Raw genomic sequence first — 17,169 nt, forward strand, 5'->3', positions numbered from 1 at the left:
CTAAACTGAAAATACAATTCAGCTACGAGCTAAGCAATTAATATACTGTTTCTTTAAAATAGAAACCGGTATCCAAAGGTCTAAGCGGCGGTTGAATAGCTTCGATTTTTTTGAGTAATTCTTTTTTAAGTTCCTTGTATGCAGTTCGTGATTCGTAATATGCATCAATTGCCTGACGGTAGTAGCCAGTTACTTCTGTGACATAAGACGCCTCGTGAAAAATACCATCAATTTTCAAACTATCCACTTCTGCATCCAAAAATTCATCTAGCTCATCAATCATACAAATATCATTTGGACTAAAGATGTGTGTTCCATTTTGATCTTCGTAAATAGGATATTTATTCGAACGCTCTTTATCATGTAAAAACATATTATTGTTTTGAGAGCGATTTTCCACTTCCATTGCTTTATCTTGAAAAAGAAAGTAGTTTCCGATTAATGAACGTTTTGATTGAAACATACATGTCATTCCATGTACTTGTGCCTCAATTTCTACTTCAGCGTTTTCTTTAATTTCAATAACTTCTTCCAAGCTAAGCTCGCGAGCCAACACTGCTCGTGTTGCTCCACGTTTTCCCCAATAATTTGCGGTAAAGAAGTTAGTTGCTGTTTGTTCAGTATTCCAATGAAGAGGTATAGTTACTTCTGCTTCTCTTTTGGCAATGATTACTGCTGGATCACCAAATACTATTGCATCTACACCGATTTCTTGCATTTTTTGCAAATATGGACCTAACTCATCTACTTTATCGTTATGGAATATACCATTCATTGCAACATAGATTTTTTTATTATGTTCTCTTACTAGTTTAGTCGCCTCAGCTATTTCTTCAACAGAAAACTCCCCTGCTAACCTTAAGCCAAAATACTGCTCACCAACTAAAAAAGCATCTGCTCCTGCCTGAATTAGCTCGCGGATATGCTCAATATTTTTTGGAGTCACTAATAATTCTGTTTTATCCATAAATGTCACCTCTTTATACTGACTAGCATTCCATCTCCTACTGGGAAGAATGCTGTATCATAATCTGGGTGCTGCAATAGCCATTCTAAAAACTGATGCTGATTGCGCACCATCGTTCTTTTCCTTCTAGGAACATCCTCCATCGGAAGCTCTGAAAGGCCATTTAACAAAATGTTATCACAGTAAATAACACCTCTATCGTTTAACAAAGGTGCGTACTTTTCAAAGAATTTTTTATATTGTCCTTTTGCAGCATCTATAAATATTGCATCAAACCTTTGGTTATTTAAATCTTCGTCATTTATTTCTAACGCATCACCAATAACTACTTGAATGCGATTATCCAAATTGGCTCGCTTTATATATTCCTTCGCGAGTTCTGCCTTATGCTCATCACGCTCTACAGTAACAATTTCAGTAGCTTCTAGCTTCATAGCCATGCGCATAGAGGAATAACCAATCGCTGTTCCTAGTTCTAAAATGGAGGAAGGCTTTTGAAGAGAGAGAAGCTGTAGTAATGCTTCCATCCCCGACAGTTGCATTATCGGAACATGGTTTTCTAGTGCATATTGCTCCATTTCAATTAATATGGACTCTCTCGGTTTAATAAGATTTTTCATAAAGTCTTCACTAATGTTCATTGCTTTGTTACTCCTTTTAGATGCCAGGTTGGTTCCTTATGTAGTGTATAGGGTCTTTGTACTTTCTCGAAATTCTACTCCTATAGACAAGTATATTCAACTGTTTAATATTACAGGGTCAATGAAAAAACCCATCTAATAATAACATAGCAGGAGAAGGAAAGCGATAACCTTCCTTCTCCTGCATGCTTATTATTTTAAATGTTCGTCAATTTTTTGAAGATGTTCCTCATATGTGACGGAGAAATAATTTTTTCCTTCTTTATCAGCTAGGAAATAAAAATACTCAGTATCTTCTGGGTCCAAAGCAGCTTCAATGGAGGACTTCCCGGCATTTGCAATTGGACCAGGCGGTAATCCTTTATTTGTGTAAGTATTATATGGGTTTTCATATTCTAAGTCCTCATATAAAACGCGCTCTTTATGACTGCCTAGAGCATAAAGCACAGTTGGATCTGTTTGTAATGGCATATCAATCTCTAATCGGTTGTAAAACACACTAGAAATTTTCTGACGATCTGTTTGAGCAGTAGCTTCCTCTTCTAACAATGAAGCAAAAGTCAAAAGCCAGTGAACAGATTTTTCTTCTGCTTGTAATAACTCATAATAAGGTGCCATAGTTCTATCTGTCTGTGCTAATAACATTTCTGCAATCTCTTCATTAGTCGGTTTTTCTTCGAAAAAAGGATAAGTCGATGGATATAAATAACCTTCTAATGCGTAACGGACGTTTTCGCCTTTAATTTCTTCTGTAAGCAATGCAGGATATTTTGCCATCATTCTTTCAACAAACTCATCACTAGTAACTAGTTCAAAAAATTCCTTTGAAGAGTTCCCTGTTTTCTTTTCAATTACTTCTCCAATTTGTTCTAAAGTTAAACCTTCTGGAATTGTTAAAGAAAATAGTGGTTCTCTGTATATTTTACCAGTTTTTAGGCTTTCTATAATTTCATCTAAAGTCATATCCTTAGATAAATCATACGTGCCAGCCTGAAAATCAGATTGGTTATTAAATTTTACATAGTATTTAAATATCCTAGCATCTTTAATAATACCATTCTTTTCAAGTGTAGAAGAAATGCTATCAATGCCAGACCCAATAGGAATTTCCACCGTTACTTTTTCCGTCGAATCTGGATCCATCGGTGAAAGTGCTCCTTTAACATAGTTATAACCTATGTATCCGCCAATAGCTCCAACTAGTATAATGAATAAGGCGATTACTAATACAATTCTTCTAACAAGTTTTACTTCTTTTTTTTTGTTTTTCATTCGATTAAACATTATCTCTTTTTTAGATTTGTTTTCCACGGGCTTGCCCCCTTTTTTCTCCCTTATTATACATGATGCTGTACAAAAAGAAAAAGGATGGCTTGAGAATACTCAGTCCATCCTTTTTAAGCTTGAATTAGTCTTCGTCTTCTTCTGTTTCATCTAAAAACGTATTTAACATTTCTTCAATCATATCCCACTCAGCATCATCTTCGATAGGAAGTAAATCTCCGTCTTCTCCGTTTTCATTTGGAGTAAAGGAAGAAGCATGAATTTCGATTTCTTCGTTTTCATCCTCTTCAGCACCGATTGGATAATAAAGTACATAAGATTTACCAAATTCCTCTGATTCAAATGTAAATAGTACGTTACAAAGCTGTTCGTTCCCGTTTTCATCAACTACTGTGATATTTTCTTGTCCGTGGTCCATTTGTGGTCACCTCATCTGTTTTTTCTATCAAGATATCCCTGTAAAATCATTACAGCTGCCATCTTGTCAATAACTTGCTTGCGTTTTTTTCGACTAACATCCGCATCTATTAACATACGTTCTGCAGCCATCGTTGTCAATCGTTCATCCCATAATGTAACAGGAAAGTTGTATTTATCGGTTAACAGCTTGGCAAATTGCTCTGATGCCTCTGCACGGGGACCAATCGAGTTATTCATGTTTTTAGGAAAACCTACCACGAATTCACTTACTTGATGTTGTTTTACCAATTCATCAATCCGCTCAATTCCAAATTCTTGCACATCTTCGTTAATCTTGATTGTTTCTATGCCCTGGGCTGTCCACCCGAGAGCGTCACTTATAGCAACACCCACGGTGCGAGAACCGACATCTAAACCCATTATTCTCATAATTACGCCTCATTATTCTTTTTAATATAGAACTTGACTAACTCCTCTAAAATTTCATCACGTTCTAATTTACGGATCATATTTCGAGCATCTTGATGGCGAGGAATATAAGCTGGATCACCAGAAAGTAAATAGCCAACAATTTGATTGATAGAGTTATACCCTTTTTCCTCTAACGCAGAGTGGACCTGAAGCATCACATGTTTTACTTCTTGTTCCATCGATTCCTCTGGGAAATTAAATTTCATTGTTTTATCAAATGAGCTCATGATCAGCACCTCGCTTTCAATTTGGTAATGAAGTTTGCTTAGTTATTTGTTAAGTATACCCTATTTTCGGATAAGTTTAAACTGATTTGATATATTCGTAAACTGAGTTAAGTGCGGTTTCAAGTTGGCTTGCGTCTTTAGCCCCAGCCATTGCGAAGTCTGGACGTCCCCCACCTTTACCGCCACATTGTTCTGCTAATAGTTTGACGATATTTCCAGCGTGGTAGTTCCCGCCCACTAAATCTTTTGTCACGCCTGCAGAAATCATCACTTTTTCCCCATCCACTGCTCCTAGAACTATTACAGATTTATCCATTTTTTGTTTTAGATCATCCATCATTTGTCGCAGTTGATTGTTATCTTTTGCTTCTACTTTAACAGATAACACGGTAACATTGTTAATTGTTTGTGCTGATGATAACACAGATGCTGCTTCACTATTTGCAATTTTTGCAGATAAGGATTCATTTTCTCGTTGTATGTTTTTTAAATCTAATAGTAGTTGGGAAACCTTCATAACTATATCCTTTGGCTGAGCTTTCAATAATGATGCTGCTTCCGAAAGAAGTTGTTCCTCTTCCTTGACAACCTCAAATGCGCCTTTTCCAGTAACAGCTTCAATTCGTCGTGTTCCTGCTCCAATACCGCTTTCAGAGAGAATTTTGAAGTAGCCAATTTCTGATGTATTTTTAACATGTACACCACCGCAAAGCTCTAAAGAATAAGTTCCCATCTGAACGACTCTAACTATATCCCCGTATTTTTCACCAAAAAGAGCCATTGCTCCCATACTTTTAGCTTCATCGATATTATGGTAGCCAGTTACTACCGGAATATTATCCCACACCTTCTCGTTAACTATACGCTCAATTGTTTCAAGTTCTTCCTTTGTAACTTGTCCAAAGTGAGAAAAGTCAAATCTAAGTCGGTCGGGTCCAACGTATGAGCCCGCTTGGTTTACATGGCTTCCTAACACATCTTTTAGTGCTTGATGCAAAATATGTGTAGCAGAGTGATTTTTAATCGTCAGTCCTCTTAGCTTTTGGTCCACTGTTGCCACAACCTCTGCTTCAACAATCATTTCTCCTGATTCAATTACTACAGTATGAAGATTCTGTCCGTTTGGAGCCTTTTGGACATCTTTTACAAAGCCTCGGAAGTTATCATTTTCGATTACACCATGATCTGCGATCTGCCCACCACTTTCAGCATAGAAAGGCGTTTGCGTTAATATAACTTTTACCTCTTCACCTTCATGTGCAGATTTTACAAGATCTTTCCCCAAAACTATAGAAGAAACTTTTGTTGTTACACTAAGAGTATCGTAGCCTATAAATTCGCTAGCGTCTTGAAGGTTACTAAATACCTCTGACTGAACTTGCATGGAATCTACGTTTTGACGAGCAGCACGTGCTCTAGAACGCTGTGCTTCCATTTCCGCTCTAAACCCTTCATGGTCAACCGTCATATTAGCTTCCTCTGCGTATTCTTCGGTCAATTCAATAGGAAAGCCATAAGTATCATATAACGTGAAGGTTGTAGTACCAGGAATAAATGATTCTCCCTTAGCTCGTTGTTCTGCGATAACCTTTTCTAAAATGCTAAGTCCATCATGTAACGTTTCGTGGAATCTTTCTTCCTCCGTTTTAATAACTCGCATAATAAAATCTTTCTTTTCTGTAACCTCTGGATAGAAATCTTGCATAATTTCTCCTACTACAGGCACTAGTTCAAATAAAAATGGTTGGTCGATTCCTAGCTGTTTTGCAAAACGAACTGCTCTGCGTAGTAGCCTTCTAAGTACATAACCTCTTCCCTCATTTGAAGGTAAAGCCCCATCTCCAATCGCAAAAGCAACAGTTCGAATGTGATCTGCAATTACTTTGAATGCAACGTCGTCTACACTATTTAGTCTATATTCTTTTCCAGAAATTTGTTCTGTTTGTCGAATGATAGGTATAAATAAATCTGTGTCGAAGTTGGTTGGAACATTTTGCACCACACTAGCCATACGCTCTAATCCCATGCCTGTATCAATGTTTTGCTTTGGAAGTGGGGTGTACGTATGATCAGGGTTATGGTTAAACTCAGAGAAAACTAAGTTCCAAATTTCTAAATAACGTTCATTTTCTCCTCCTGGATATAGCTCAGGATCATTTATATCATTGCCATAGGACTCGCCTCGGTCATAGAATATTTCGGAGTTTGGACCACTTGGACCTTCTCCGATGTCCCAGAAATTCCCTTCTAATCGAATAAGTCTTTCTTCTGGAATGCCGATCTCATCTCTCCAAATAACATATGCTTCTTCATCCTCAGGATGTATCGTAATTGATAGTTTTTCGGGTTCAAAAGCCATCCATTTTTCATCAGTTAGAAATTCCCACGCCCAGTGGATAGCTTCCTTTTTGAAATATTCTCCAATTGAGAAATTCCCTAACATTTCAAAGAAGGTATGGTGTCTTGCCGTCTTTCCCACATTTTCAATGTCATTCGTACGGATTGATTTTTGTGCATTGGTGATACGGGGATTATCTGGAATCACTCGTCCATCAAAATATTTTTTTAGAGTTGCAACACCACTATTTATCCATAATAATGATGGATCATTAATGGGTACAAGTGGCGCTGAAGGCTCTTGTGTATGGCCTTTTTCGATAAAGAAATCTAAATACATTTGTCTAATTTGTGCACCTGTTAACTGTTTCATCTTTCATTCCTCCTAAAAAAATAAAATAAAAAAAGCCCTCATCCCTAAAAGGGACGAAAGCTATTATTTCGCGGTACCACCCTAGTTACATAGCAGTGTATTTCTGCCATGTCTCTCAAGAAACCTTAACGCGGTTAAACGGCAGGTATTAGCTGCACTCAGAAGTAGCTTTCCTAATTGTTATAATCTGGGGATTCTTTCAGCCATGGAACCCTTCTCTAATCAGCTAACAATAGTACTTTCTCCGTCTACATTTTCATATATACAATTCTGATTATAAGTAACTATTTGTCCTCTGTCAATCCGAATCTAAGAACTGATAGGGATTTATACCCTTCATGCCAATCATTGGGTCAATCGAATGATAATTGTCTGAGGATAAATAAGTAGTGACTAAATCATCATGCGTAGATTGACTTGTAACTTCTTTTGCTTCTATTTCTTCAGCTATTGATTTTGCATCTTCTACTGTTTCTTCGTCCGCAAGACGTTCCTTTAACGTTGTTAAACGCTGTAAATCATCCGTTCGTTTCACTCCAAAAGTAAAAACTTCCGGATCGCCACAAAGAATTAAAAAGTTTTTTGCTCTTGTTATACCTGTATACAACAAATTGCGTCTAAGCATTTTCATATAGCTTCTAGTAACCGGCATAATAACCGTTTGGAATTCACTGCCTTGTGACTTATGGACAGAGCAACAATAGGCAAGAGTAATTTGATTCAAATCATTTTTTTCATATGTTACTTCATTGCCATCAAATGATACGACTAGCATCTCTTTCTTTTCCACTGTTTCGTTTGCTTTAAAAAGAGCCACTACCTCACCCATATCACCATTAAAGACATTACTTTCTGGTTGGTTGACCAGCTGAAGTACTTTATCTCCTATCCGATAAATAGTTTCTCCGAAGGTCATCTCTTTTCTTGTACCGTCTGGATTTGGATTGACCATTTCTTGAATCATCTTATTTAGCGTGTCAATCCCAGCCGGTCCACGATACATAGGAGCTAGAACCTGAATTTCTCGGATGGATTGTCCCTTCGATAATGCTGCTTTCAAGACTTGTTCTACTACTTTAGGAATTTGTTCCGGAGAAGCCTTGATGAATGAGCGATCCTTAGTTTTCGCAGTTAGAGTTGCAGGCACACTTCCTTTTTTCATCTCGTGTGCTAGCTCAATAATTGAGGACCCTTCAGATTGACGATAAATATCGACAAGCTCCACTGTAGGTATCCTTTTACAAGCCAGTAGATCCTTTAATACCTGACCCGGACCAACAGGTGGCAACTGATCTTGGTCACCTACAAATATGACTTGAGCGTCTTTGGGGATTGCCTTTAAGAGCTGATGCCCTAGCCACGTGTCTAGCATGGAAGTCTCATCGATAATTACTAATCTACCTTCAATCTCTTTGCCTTCTGTATCATTATCTTCTTGCCCATTAAAACCGAGTAGTCTATGAATCGTCATAGCTGGTAGCTCGGTCGATTCACTTAAACGCTTTGCAGCTCTCCCTGTAGGAGCTGCCAAAACAATAGGAAACGGCTTTTGTTCTTTCGCCCATTGTTTTGGATCTAAGGATAGTCCATGTAGCTCTGCATAGAGCTCTACGATTCCTCTGACAACAGTCGTTTTCCCGGTTCCAGGCCCTCCCGTTAAGAGAGTTATAGTAGAGTTCAGAGCTGTTTCAATCGCCTTAATTTGTGTTTTTGCATATTGAACACCTAAGCGCTCCTCTAATGCCCCTAAATGCTTTTTAATCTCCGACAACGGAAAATGATGAAGGTCCTTCTCTGTTAACAAGGTTTCCACTTTCGAACTGATTCCCACCTCTGAAAAATATAGAGAAGGAATATAAAATCGGTTAACTTCCCCAACAATACGGCTTTCCTCTGCGAGTTCAATACAGCATTTGGTTATAGCATCATAAGAGATTTCTTCTCTTTGGGCATTTTCAAGCATTCTTTTAACGTCTTCAAGAAGTTGCTCAGCATATTGAAAAACATGTCCCTCACTCAGTGAAGATGATTGAAGTAAATGGTAGATAGCAGCTTTTATGCGGTCCGGATGATTTCCTTTTATGCCAAGCTTATAGCCTAGCTCATCAGCACGAACAAAACCAACACCCTCCACATCCTCTATTAAACGATATGGATTATCAGTTAGTTTAGAGATTGTTTCTTCTCTATAGACCTGATAGATTTTCATCGCTATTTGCGGACCGAAGCCCCATTCATTTAGCTGAATCATTACTTTTTCCAAGCCTAGATTTTGCTCCAAGGTAGCTCTGATTGTCTGCTTCTTTTCCTCTGCCAACCTTGGAATAATATCCAATGCAGAAGGGTCATCTAAAATTCGATTGATCGCATTTTCTCCAAGCTTTTTCACAATCTGCTCAGCAGTCTTTCTCCCTATTCCAGGAAACATATCACTTGAAAGATAATGGACTATACCTGTCTCAGTAGCAGGAACTTCTTTTTGAAAAGTTTCTACCTGAAATTGAACCCCATACTTAGGATGATTTTTAATATAACCAGTAAATTTATATGCCTCTTCCAAAACCAATGGAGGAAAATAACCAGTTACAATTATTTCTTTCTCTTTATATACGGTATTTGTTGATTTTACTTTTAATTTAATGATGGAGAACAGGTTTTGGGGATTATGAAAAATAGAGACGATTGGTCGACCAGCAATAAATTGCTTTTCATTATTAATCATTTCTTTTGTCATCACAACCGCCTCCTAACTTTTTCTTAATTACGTAGAGAAATCATATCGTACACATATCTTGCTTGATCATAGTTTGGTTGAATGGTAAAAGCTTCTTTCAAATGCTTAAGGGCACTTTCTGTGTCTGAAGTAGACACGGCATATAATACCCCCATATTGTAATGAGCATCTGCATTTTCTGGATCTAATGCTAAAATTTCTTTGAAGATTGGTTCTGCCACATCGAACATTTCTATACTTGCAAGTGCTATGCCATATGTTAGCTTAATCTGAATATCTTGGGAGTCCAATTCATAGGCTCTCTGAAGATATGGAAGGGCAAGCTTAGTTTGGTCCACTTTTTGAAAGCTTTTACCAAGCATAAAATAAGCATCCGGGCCTTCTATACCATTTGTAATTGCTTTTTCATATAACTTGGCAGCCTCTTCATAGCGTTCAGCATTAAAATACAAGTTTGCTAAGCTATAGTAAGCAGTTGCAGCATTTTCGTCTAAAGTAATTGCTTTTTGAAAGAAACGCTCCGCACGTTCGTTCTCATTCATAGAAGCTAGTAAATTGCCAAAATTAATATAACCAATTGACTCTTCTGGGTTTTCTTCAATTGCTTTTGTAAATAACTCTGCTGCTTTTTCATAATTTTCTTCTTGAATCGCTTGGATTCCTAGTTCATTATAATTCAAATCCATTACCTCCATTAACCTACATAATCCAGTTTAAGACCATCTTTAAATACTTCGTCAATTGTTGCTCCCCCAAGGCATTCATCCCCTTGATAGAAAACAACTGCTTGACCAGGAGTTATCGCACGAACTGGTTGATCGAATATTACACGAACACGATTGTCAGCCAGTAGCTCTACATGAACTCCTACATCTTCTTGACGATAACGGAATTTAGCTGTGCAATCAAAAGATGCTGGCTTGTCTAATGTAGTTGTAAAGGATAAATCAGTAGCAGTAAGGCTTGTAGAGAACAAAGCATCATTATTGATATTTTGTCCAACTAATAAAACATTTCTTTTCAAGTCTTTTCCTATAACAAACCAAGGATCACCTGAACCACCAATACCTAAGCCATGACGTTGGCCAATAGTGTAGTACATTAAGCCATCATGTTTGCCCATCACTTTTCCGTCCATTGTTTCCATCGTACCTTGTTTAGCTGGTAGATATTGACTTAGAAACTCTTTGAAATTTCTCTCACCTATAAAGCAAATTCCAGTGGAATCCTTTTTAGTAGCTGTCGCAAGTCCTTGCTCCAGAGCAATTTCCCGCACTTTTTTCTTTTCTAAATGTCCAATTGGGAACATAACCTTTCCAAGCTGTTCTTGATTCAATTGGTTCAAGAAATAGGTCTGGTCCTTATTATTATCTCTGCCTCTTAGCATCCTCGTTTGGCCGTCTCGCACTTCTACTTGAGCATAATGACCCGTTGCAAGATAATCAGCCCCAAGTGCCAATGCATGCTCTAAAAATGCTTTGAATTTTATTTCTTTGTTACACATTACGTCAGGATTTGGTGTTCGTCCCGCTTTATATTCCTCTAAGAAATATGAAAATACTTTATCCCAATATTGTTTTTCAAAATTAACAGCATAATAAGGTATACCAATCTGGTTACATACTTTAATAACATCTTCATAATCCTCTGTTGCCGTACAAACTCCATTTTCATCTGTATCATCCCAGTTTTTCATGAAAATCCCGATTACATCATAACCTTGTTCTTTTAAAAGATAGGCAGCAACGGAGGAATCAACTCCTCCTGACATACCGACTACAACTCTTGTATCTTCTTTTCTCTTCATCATTACTCACTCATTTCAGTTATCCAAGAATAATTTTACTTATTTTGTTAGCTGCTTCTACAGCTTCTTCTTTAGTATTGTTTAGCCCAAAGCTAAAACGTACTGAGTTTCTTAGTTCTGGAGAGCTCTCTCCGTACATAGCAACTAGCACATGGGAAGGATCTATAGAGCCTGCTGTACAAGCTGAGCCGCTTGAGGCATCGATTCCTGCTAAATCTAATTGGACGAGGAATGTCTCTACATCTGTTTTCGGAATACTTAAGTTCACAACATGGGTTAGAACCTCGTTCTGCGTCCCGTTGATTTTAAAATCTACTCCATTTTTCTCCAACTGTGTGACAAAAGCATCCTTTAGCTTACGATAATGCGAATTGTTATCCTCTATATTTTGCTGTTTAAGCTCAACCGCTTTGGCAAATGCAACAATTGCAGGGACATTTTCGGTGCCTGCTCGTTTTTTTCGTTCCTGCTGTCCCCCATAGAATAATGGCTTTAAATAAATATCTTTTCGTTGATATAAAAAACCAATTCCTTTAGGTCCATTAATTTTGTGACTTGATACGCTTAGCATATCAATATGGAACTCTTGTACATCTATTTTGACACTGCCGTAGGCCTGTACGGCATCCGTATGGAAGTATGCTTGGTGATCCTTTAGGAGATTTCCAATTTCTTTAATTGGCTGAATCGTTCCTACTTCATTGTTTGCAAACATTACAGAAACTAAAATAGTATCTTCTCGTAATGATTTTTTCAAGTATTCAATACTGATTAAGCCAGAACTGTCTACGGGTAGGTAGGTTATTTCAAAGCCTTCTTTTTCAAGTTGTTCACAGGCATGCAAAACAGCGTGGTGTTCTATTTGTGTAGTAATAATATGCTTACCTACATCTTTACGGGCAAATGCTGTCCCAAATATCGCATAATTGTCAGCTTCTGTCCCACCACTCGTAATAGTTATCTCTGTTTCATGGCAGCCAATAGAGTGAGCTAGAATTGTTCGAGCATCGTCTAGTTTTTTCCTAGCGCTTCTCCCTGTTTGATGAATACTAGATGCATTTCCGTATACTTGGTTTATTTCTTCTACAAATGTATTGACCACTTGTTCTGCCATTGGCGTTGTAGCAGCATGATCTAAATATATTCTATTCATGATGAACTCTTAACTCCTTATATATAAAACATATACCCTTTTGTATCTGGGTTTTCTTCCGAATATTTTGCTAGGTCTTCAATAGTAGTTGTATCGAGTACATTCTTGACCGCATCACGAATTCTCATCCATAACTCTCTCTGCGGTGGAGCTTCCTCTTCAATTCCTTCAACTATTTGAATGGGACCTTCAAGCACACGAATGACATCGCCTGCAGTAATTTCATTTGGCGCTTTAGAAAGCATATAGCCTCCATAAGCTCCTCTAACACTTTTAACCAATCCAGCATTGCGCAATGGAGATACGATTTGCTCCAAGTATGCTTCCGATAAGGAATGCTCAGAGGCAATTTGACGTAGCGCATGAGGTCCTTCTCCGTATTGCTTACCTAGCGCCACCATAATTGTAAGACCATAACGGCCCTTTGTTGAAAATTTCAAATGTCCCACCTCATTTTTCGTTTATCCATTCATTCTTATATTTCACTATAAAAGTATTTATAGGACTTAGATTGTTTCTATTTAGATTAACTTCATAGGTAAAAAAATTCTTTCCCTAGTATAGCATAACTCATAGGGCTAACGACTTCAAAATGACTTTTTGTCTCATCTTCTATATAATAAAGGAACAAATGTACGTTTTGTATAACCAAAGCACATTCGCTTGTACCTGCACTGACAAGTAAATGATTATCTTTTGACGAACACGTTCTAGTACAATCAATTTGTAATAGACATACATTCGTACTTAAGTGTCTTAAATGTAATCCAGGTGCCAGATCAAAGTCACTCAAATACTTTATTTACAATCAATCCTCTCTTCAAAAACAGGATTTCAAATACGAATAAAAAGGAGAGATCATTTTGCAAAATGAACCTTTAGCTTATCGAATGAGACCTCAAACAATCGATGAAATTGCTGGTCAACAGCATGTAATCGGTAAGGATACTGCATTATATAAAATGATAATGAATGGGCATGTACCATCTATGCTTCTTTATGGAGATCCTGGTGTGGGCAAAACCTCTTTAGCTTTTGCGATTGCTGGGACAACCAAATTACCCTTTATTGCATTAAATGCAACTAAGGCCGGAAAAAAAGATGTCGAGGATGTCGTAGCAGATGCTCGGATTAGCGGAAAGGTAATTTTGTTTTTAGATGAAATCCATCGCTTCAACAAGCTACAGCAGGATACACTTTTGCCCCATGTTGAAAACGGTTCTATAATTCTTATCGGGGCTACAACGGAAAATCCCTTCCACGATGTAAATCCAGCGATACGCTCACGCTGTGGTGAAATAAAGCAGTTAAAGCGTCTTACTACTGAGGATGTAGATGTTCTTCTAAAAAGAGCCTTAGAGGATCCTGACAAAGGGCTAGGCAAAACTCCTATTAAAATCACCGATGAGCAACGGCTAAAAATAGCGGATGCTTCAAATGGAGATGCTCGAAAGGCATTGACTCTATTAGAATCTACCGTTTTTGCCAGCTTTGAAGAAAATGGCGTGACTGTAGTGGAGAATGGCACTCTGGATAGCCTTATCGATCGTGTTGGCGTCTTTGGAGACAAAAAAGGTTCACACTTTTATAATCTGTTATCTGCACTACAAAAATCAGTTCGGGGTAGTGATACGGACGCAGCATTATATTATCTTGCCCATCTATTAGAAAACGGAGATTTGGTAGCAGTTAGCAGAAGATTATTGGTAATGAGCTATGAAGATATTGGACTTGCCAATCCTTCAGTGGGCCCACAAGTATTAGCCGCTATACAATCCGCAGAAAGACTTGGACTCCCTGAGGCACGCATTCCCCTTGCCAATGCCGTAGTTTTAATGTGCTTATCAGAGAAATCCAATTCGGCATATGTAGCACTTGATAAGGCTATTAGTAGTATACATTCAGGTAAAACAGGAGAAATCCCAAGTCATTTAAAGGATACTCATTACTCTGGAGCCAAGGAGCTTGGACATGGTGGCTATGTATATCCTCATGATCATAAAATAGGAACCTTTGGCGGTTGGGTAAACCAAACCTATCTTCCAGATAATTTAGTCGGAACAAGATTCTACGATCCAATAGATGCAGGGGAAGAGAAACGTCTTTCTGCTATTTATAACAAATTGGAGAAATTTAAGAAGGAAAAGTAGAAAAATAGCTTTTGTGCCTGTTGGCAATGCGAGAAATAGAGAAATTCATATACTGCTTTACTATGAAAAAACGCTACCGAAAAAATCGGTAGCGTTTTTTGTTTGCAAACTTAAAGGTGTGCACCTTCGAATTTAGTAATTACACACCCATTTTTCTGCGTGTATTACTTACTTTCTTGGTTTGCTGGCTTTTCATTTTTTGGTTGGCTGCTGGGCCGTTTCCTTTTGCTTTGCCGCCACCAGCTTGATTTTTCTTTTCTTCAAGCTTTTGTTTCACAGCTTCTTGAAGAGTCATTTTTTTCTTTGGCTCTTCTTGATTTGTTGTTTCTGTCATATAAGTTTCCACCTCGTTTGAAATGTGATTAGTTTTAGTATAAGTGATGTGGAAAAAACTGCAACCAATTACTGCACTCGATTCACTGTAATATTTTTCGTGATATCATTTATTACCCAGCTAGCACAGATTAATCCAACCACAGACGGTACAAAAGCATTAGATGATGGTGGCATTTTTGCTTTACGAATTGCTGCATCTGGTTTTCCTACTGTCTCTACTACATCTTCTCTTACTACGATAGGACTTTCATCCGAAAAGACTACTGGGATACCTTTTGTAATTCGATCTTCCTTACGAAGCTTAGTACGAATCACTTTTGCTATTGGATCGGTATGTGTTTTAGAGATATCTACAATTTTAAATCGAGTTGGATCCGTTTTGTTTGCTGCTCCCATACTAGAAATAATTTTAATGCCTCGTTTTAAACATTCCTTCATTAGATGAATTTTATATACAATAGTATCAGATGCATCAATTACATAATCAATATTCATCGCAAAAAATTGTTCATAAGTTTCTTCGGTATAAAACATATGCATGTCAATTACTTCACATTCTGGATTAATATCTGCTATTCTCTCTTTCATCACTTCGGATTTTGACCGCCCGATAGTAGACATATAGGCTACTAATTGACGATTGATATTCGTAATATCCACGTTATCCTTATCAACTAAAATAATACGCCCCACTCCACTGCGAGCACATGCTTCTGCTGCAAATGAACCGACGCCTCCGACTCCTAAAATTGCAACAGTTGTATTTTTTAAGAAATCTACACCCTCTTTACCGATAGCAAGTTCATTTCTAGAAAATTGATGTAACATACTAAACACTCCATTTATATCAGATTAGTTGGTTTTATCTTTTCACTTCTCAAATATTAACAAAATCATTATGCCTACGCTAGTACATTCTAAATTTATTGCTGTTGTACCCATGCCCCCATATTATAAACTAAATGCAACTTTTAAGTCGATGATTGTAATGTGAGGTCTAACGATAGGTAAACGTATTACAAAAAGATATATTCATTTCTTGTTCTTTTTTGCTCAAATAGAGATTACTATTATTGAATACAATTGAAGAATTGGGTCACGTGCCGACCTCAAAGCGCAGAAAAAAACCTCCTACAAAGATGCAGGAGGCTGACTGTTTAAAGATAGACGAATCCCAATCGTGCCGACTAATAGAGCTTATCGTTTTGAACCCGCACAGAGCAGGTGGGTGTCCTCTTTACTGTCTTTGAAGTCCCTAGACTAGAGGGCATGTCATCAACAATAAAAGTTAGACTCCCGACGATATAATTGTTCGGTCAAAACTGATTGGCATTTTGCGAACACATCAGGATTCGTATTACTTATATATTATCACAGATATTAATGAATTTCAAATGAAACACCACACTATAATTTAACTATTCTGAATAATGATTTATAGTAAAATTTTCATACTCATAATTATTTCCTTTAATTTATGATTAAAGTCACCACTTAAAAATTCTATTGAAAACTAGTCCTAGATGACCCTACATGTGAATATTATTCATAGACAAGACATTTAACGGAGGTCTATTTGTGAATTCACTAATGACGTATTTTATTCTTGGTGTCTCTTTAGCGGCACCCATTGGCCCTGTAAAGGCTACCCTACTTAATACCGGTATAAAGAACGGATTTTTTCATGCATGGTTTTTTGGTTTGGGTGCCATTGCAACAGATATACTTTATATGCTTATGGTGTATTTTGGAGTGGGACAATTTATCGACAGTCCAATGATGAAAACTTTTTTATGGTCTTTTGGCTTTTTTGTACTCATGTATACTGGCATTGAAAATTTACTTACGGTCAATAATATATCTATGGATGCAAAATATCGAAAAGTAGTACGTTTAAGACATTCTTTTTTATCGGGGTTACTCATGGCATTATTGAATCCTTTGACTATTTTATTTTGGCTTGGGATTTATGGCTCCATACTAGTCGGTGGCGCTAGTGGCTCGTTATCTGGACTAGAAGTTATTTTATATAGTATTACTATCTTATTAGGTATTACACTTGTAGATTTAACAATGGCTACTATCTCAAGTGGTTCAAGAAAATTATTATCAACTTCTCTTCTAAAAACGGTGTCCATCATCTCATCATTATCAATGATTGCGTTTGGAATTTACTTTGGCATTCAGGCCTACTATTCCTTATTTTAAGTTAAGGATTTTTCCTTATACATAATAATTAACTGTTAGTGGACATTTGTTTTGATGAATG

At 37.3% G+C, this 17,169-nt stretch carries 16 protein-coding genes, 1 other RNA gene and 1 other annotated feature; of the genes, 2 read left to right on the forward strand and 15 right to left on the reverse strand.

Annotated elements, in window-relative coordinates:
* Nucleotides 1–37: 37 nt before the first annotated feature.
* The 12 genes from MKY94_RS12310 to MKY94_RS12365 all read right to left on the reverse strand — a co-directional run bounded on the left by MKY94_RS12310 (nt 38) and on the right by MKY94_RS12365 (nt 12,854).
* Nucleotides 38–967, reverse strand: a complete 930-nt coding sequence (locus MKY94_RS12310) for a peptidase U32 family protein (RefSeq protein ID WP_191696846.1) — start codon at nt 965–967, stop codon at nt 38–40.
* A gap of 5 nt (nt 968–972) precedes the next feature.
* On the reverse strand, nt 973–1,608 hold the full coding sequence (locus tag MKY94_RS12315) for an O-methyltransferase (RefSeq protein ID WP_144535795.1): 636 nt from the start codon (nt 1,606–1,608) through the stop codon (nt 973–975).
* A 192-nt stretch (nt 1,609–1,800) separates the two neighbouring features.
* A complete protein-coding gene (gene mltG, locus MKY94_RS12320; RefSeq protein WP_151109368.1) occupies nt 1,801–2,919 on the reverse strand; it encodes an endolytic transglycosylase MltG in 1,119 nt (372 codons plus the stop codon).
* Nucleotides 2,920–3,016: 97 nt separating this feature from the next.
* Nucleotides 3,017–3,310, reverse strand: a complete 294-nt coding sequence (locus MKY94_RS12325) for a DUF1292 domain-containing protein (RefSeq protein WP_144535791.1) — start codon at nt 3,308–3,310, stop codon at nt 3,017–3,019.
* Between the two features lie 11 nt (nt 3,311–3,321).
* Entirely contained in the window at nt 3,322–3,741 is a 420-nt protein-coding gene (ruvX, locus tag MKY94_RS12330) for a Holliday junction resolvase RuvX (RefSeq protein WP_144535789.1), read from the reverse strand.
* A gap of 2 nt (nt 3,742–3,743) precedes the next feature.
* Nucleotides 3,744–4,010 carry an IreB family regulatory phosphoprotein gene (locus MKY94_RS12335; protein ID WP_053588802.1) on the reverse strand — a complete coding sequence of 89 codons (267 nt, stop codon included), beginning with the start codon at nt 4,008–4,010 and terminating at the stop codon, nt 3,744–3,746.
* Nucleotides 4,011–4,086: 76 nt separating this feature from the next.
* Nucleotides 4,087–6,720, reverse strand: a complete 2,634-nt coding sequence (alaS, locus tag MKY94_RS12340) for an alanine--tRNA ligase (protein ID WP_342577117.1) — start codon at nt 6,718–6,720, stop codon at nt 4,087–4,089.
* Nucleotides 6,721–6,766: 46 nt separating this feature from the next.
* Nucleotides 6,767–6,980, reverse strand: a binding site (T-box leader).
* 38 nt (nt 6,981–7,018) lie between these two features.
* Complete coding sequence (locus MKY94_RS12345) at nt 7,019–9,454, reverse strand: ATP-dependent RecD-like DNA helicase (RefSeq protein WP_342577118.1); 2,436 nt, start codon at nt 9,452–9,454, stop codon at nt 7,019–7,021.
* A 23-nt stretch (nt 9,455–9,477) separates the two neighbouring features.
* The gene (locus tag MKY94_RS12350) at nt 9,478–10,134 is read right to left on the reverse strand and encodes a tetratricopeptide repeat protein (protein ID WP_342577119.1); all 657 of its coding nucleotides are present in this window, start codon (nt 10,132–10,134) and stop codon (nt 9,478–9,480) included.
* Between the two features lie 14 nt (nt 10,135–10,148).
* Nucleotides 10,149–11,264 (reverse strand): tRNA 2-thiouridine(34) synthase MnmA, encoded by a 1,116-nt coding sequence (gene mnmA, locus MKY94_RS12355; RefSeq protein WP_342577120.1) that lies wholly within the window; start codon nt 11,262–11,264, stop codon nt 10,149–10,151.
* 16 nt (nt 11,265–11,280) lie between these two features.
* A complete protein-coding gene (locus tag MKY94_RS12360) occupies nt 11,281–12,414 on the reverse strand; it encodes a cysteine desulfurase family protein (RefSeq protein ID WP_342577121.1) in 1,134 nt (377 codons plus the stop codon).
* 17 nt (nt 12,415–12,431) lie between these two features.
* Complete coding sequence (locus MKY94_RS12365; protein WP_144535777.1) at nt 12,432–12,854, reverse strand: Rrf2 family transcriptional regulator; 423 nt, start codon at nt 12,852–12,854, stop codon at nt 12,432–12,434.
* A gap of 423 nt (nt 12,855–13,277) precedes the next feature.
* On the opposite strand from MKY94_RS12365, the gene MKY94_RS12370 reads away from it, so the two are divergent.
* Nucleotides 13,278–14,564, forward strand: a complete 1,287-nt coding sequence (locus tag MKY94_RS12370; protein ID WP_342577122.1) for a replication-associated recombination protein A — start codon at nt 13,278–13,280, stop codon at nt 14,562–14,564.
* Between the two features lie 139 nt (nt 14,565–14,703).
* Here the strand turns inward: MKY94_RS12370 and MKY94_RS12375 are convergent, their stop codons facing one another.
* The 3 genes from MKY94_RS12375 to ssrS all read right to left on the reverse strand — a co-directional run bounded on the left by MKY94_RS12375 (nt 14,704) and on the right by ssrS (nt 16,255).
* Nucleotides 14,704–14,898, reverse strand: coding sequence for a hypothetical protein (locus MKY94_RS12375; RefSeq protein ID WP_144535774.1), 195 nt, complete (start codon nt 14,896–14,898; stop codon nt 14,704–14,706).
* Between the two features lie 68 nt (nt 14,899–14,966).
* Nucleotides 14,967–15,728, reverse strand: coding sequence for a tRNA threonylcarbamoyladenosine dehydratase (locus tag MKY94_RS12380; RefSeq protein ID WP_144535772.1), 762 nt, complete (start codon nt 15,726–15,728; stop codon nt 14,967–14,969).
* Nucleotides 15,729–16,067: 339 nt separating this feature from the next.
* A non-coding RNA gene (ssrS, locus tag MKY94_RS12385) (6S RNA) lies at nt 16,068–16,255 on the reverse strand.
* A gap of 223 nt (nt 16,256–16,478) precedes the next feature.
* Here ssrS and MKY94_RS12390 point away from each other — a divergent pair.
* Nucleotides 16,479–17,108, forward strand: coding sequence for a LysE family transporter (locus MKY94_RS12390; protein WP_191696842.1), 630 nt, complete (start codon nt 16,479–16,481; stop codon nt 17,106–17,108).
* Nucleotides 17,109–17,169 lie beyond the last annotated feature (61 nt).

Source organism: Psychrobacillus sp. FSL K6-2843, from assembly GCF_038626375.1.
Lineage (GTDB): Bacteria > Bacillota > Bacilli > Bacillales_A > Planococcaceae > Psychrobacillus > Psychrobacillus faecigallinarum.

Bases quoted from the DNA above. Each gene is read 5' to 3' on its own strand.
- MKY94_RS12310 (WP_191696846.1), bottom strand. From the start codon at position 967: ATGGATAAAACAGAATTATTAGTGACTCCAAAAAATATTGAGCATATC.
- MKY94_RS12315 (WP_144535795.1), bottom strand. From the start codon at position 1,608: ATGAACATTAGTGAAGACTTTATGAAAAATCTTATTAAACCGAGAGAG.
- MKY94_RS12325 (WP_144535791.1), bottom strand. From the start codon at position 3,310: ATGGACCACGGACAAGAAAATATCACAGTAGTTGATGAAAACGGGAAC.
- ruvX (WP_144535789.1), bottom strand. From the start codon at position 3,741: ATGAGAATAATGGGTTTAGATGTCGGTTCTCGCACCGTGGGTGTTGCT.
- MKY94_RS12335 (WP_053588802.1), bottom strand. From the start codon at position 4,010: ATGAGCTCATTTGATAAAACAATGAAATTTAATTTCCCAGAGGAATCG.
- alaS (WP_342577117.1), bottom strand. From the start codon at position 6,720: ATGAAACAGTTAACAGGTGCACAAATTAGACAAATGTATTTAGATTTC.
- MKY94_RS12345 (WP_342577118.1), bottom strand. From the start codon at position 9,454: ATGACAAAAGAAATGATTAATAATGAAAAGCAATTTATTGCTGGTCGA.
- mnmA (WP_342577120.1), bottom strand. From the start codon at position 11,264: ATGATGAAGAGAAAAGAAGATACAAGAGTTGTAGTCGGTATGTCAGGA.
- MKY94_RS12360 (WP_342577121.1), bottom strand. From the start codon at position 12,414: ATGAATAGAATATATTTAGATCATGCTGCTACAACGCCAATGGCAGAA.
- MKY94_RS12375 (WP_144535774.1), bottom strand. From the start codon at position 14,898: ATGACAGAAACAACAAATCAAGAAGAGCCAAAGAAAAAAATGACTCTT.
- MKY94_RS12380 (WP_144535772.1), bottom strand. From the start codon at position 15,728: ATGTTACATCAATTTTCTAGAAATGAACTTGCTATCGGTAAAGAGGGT.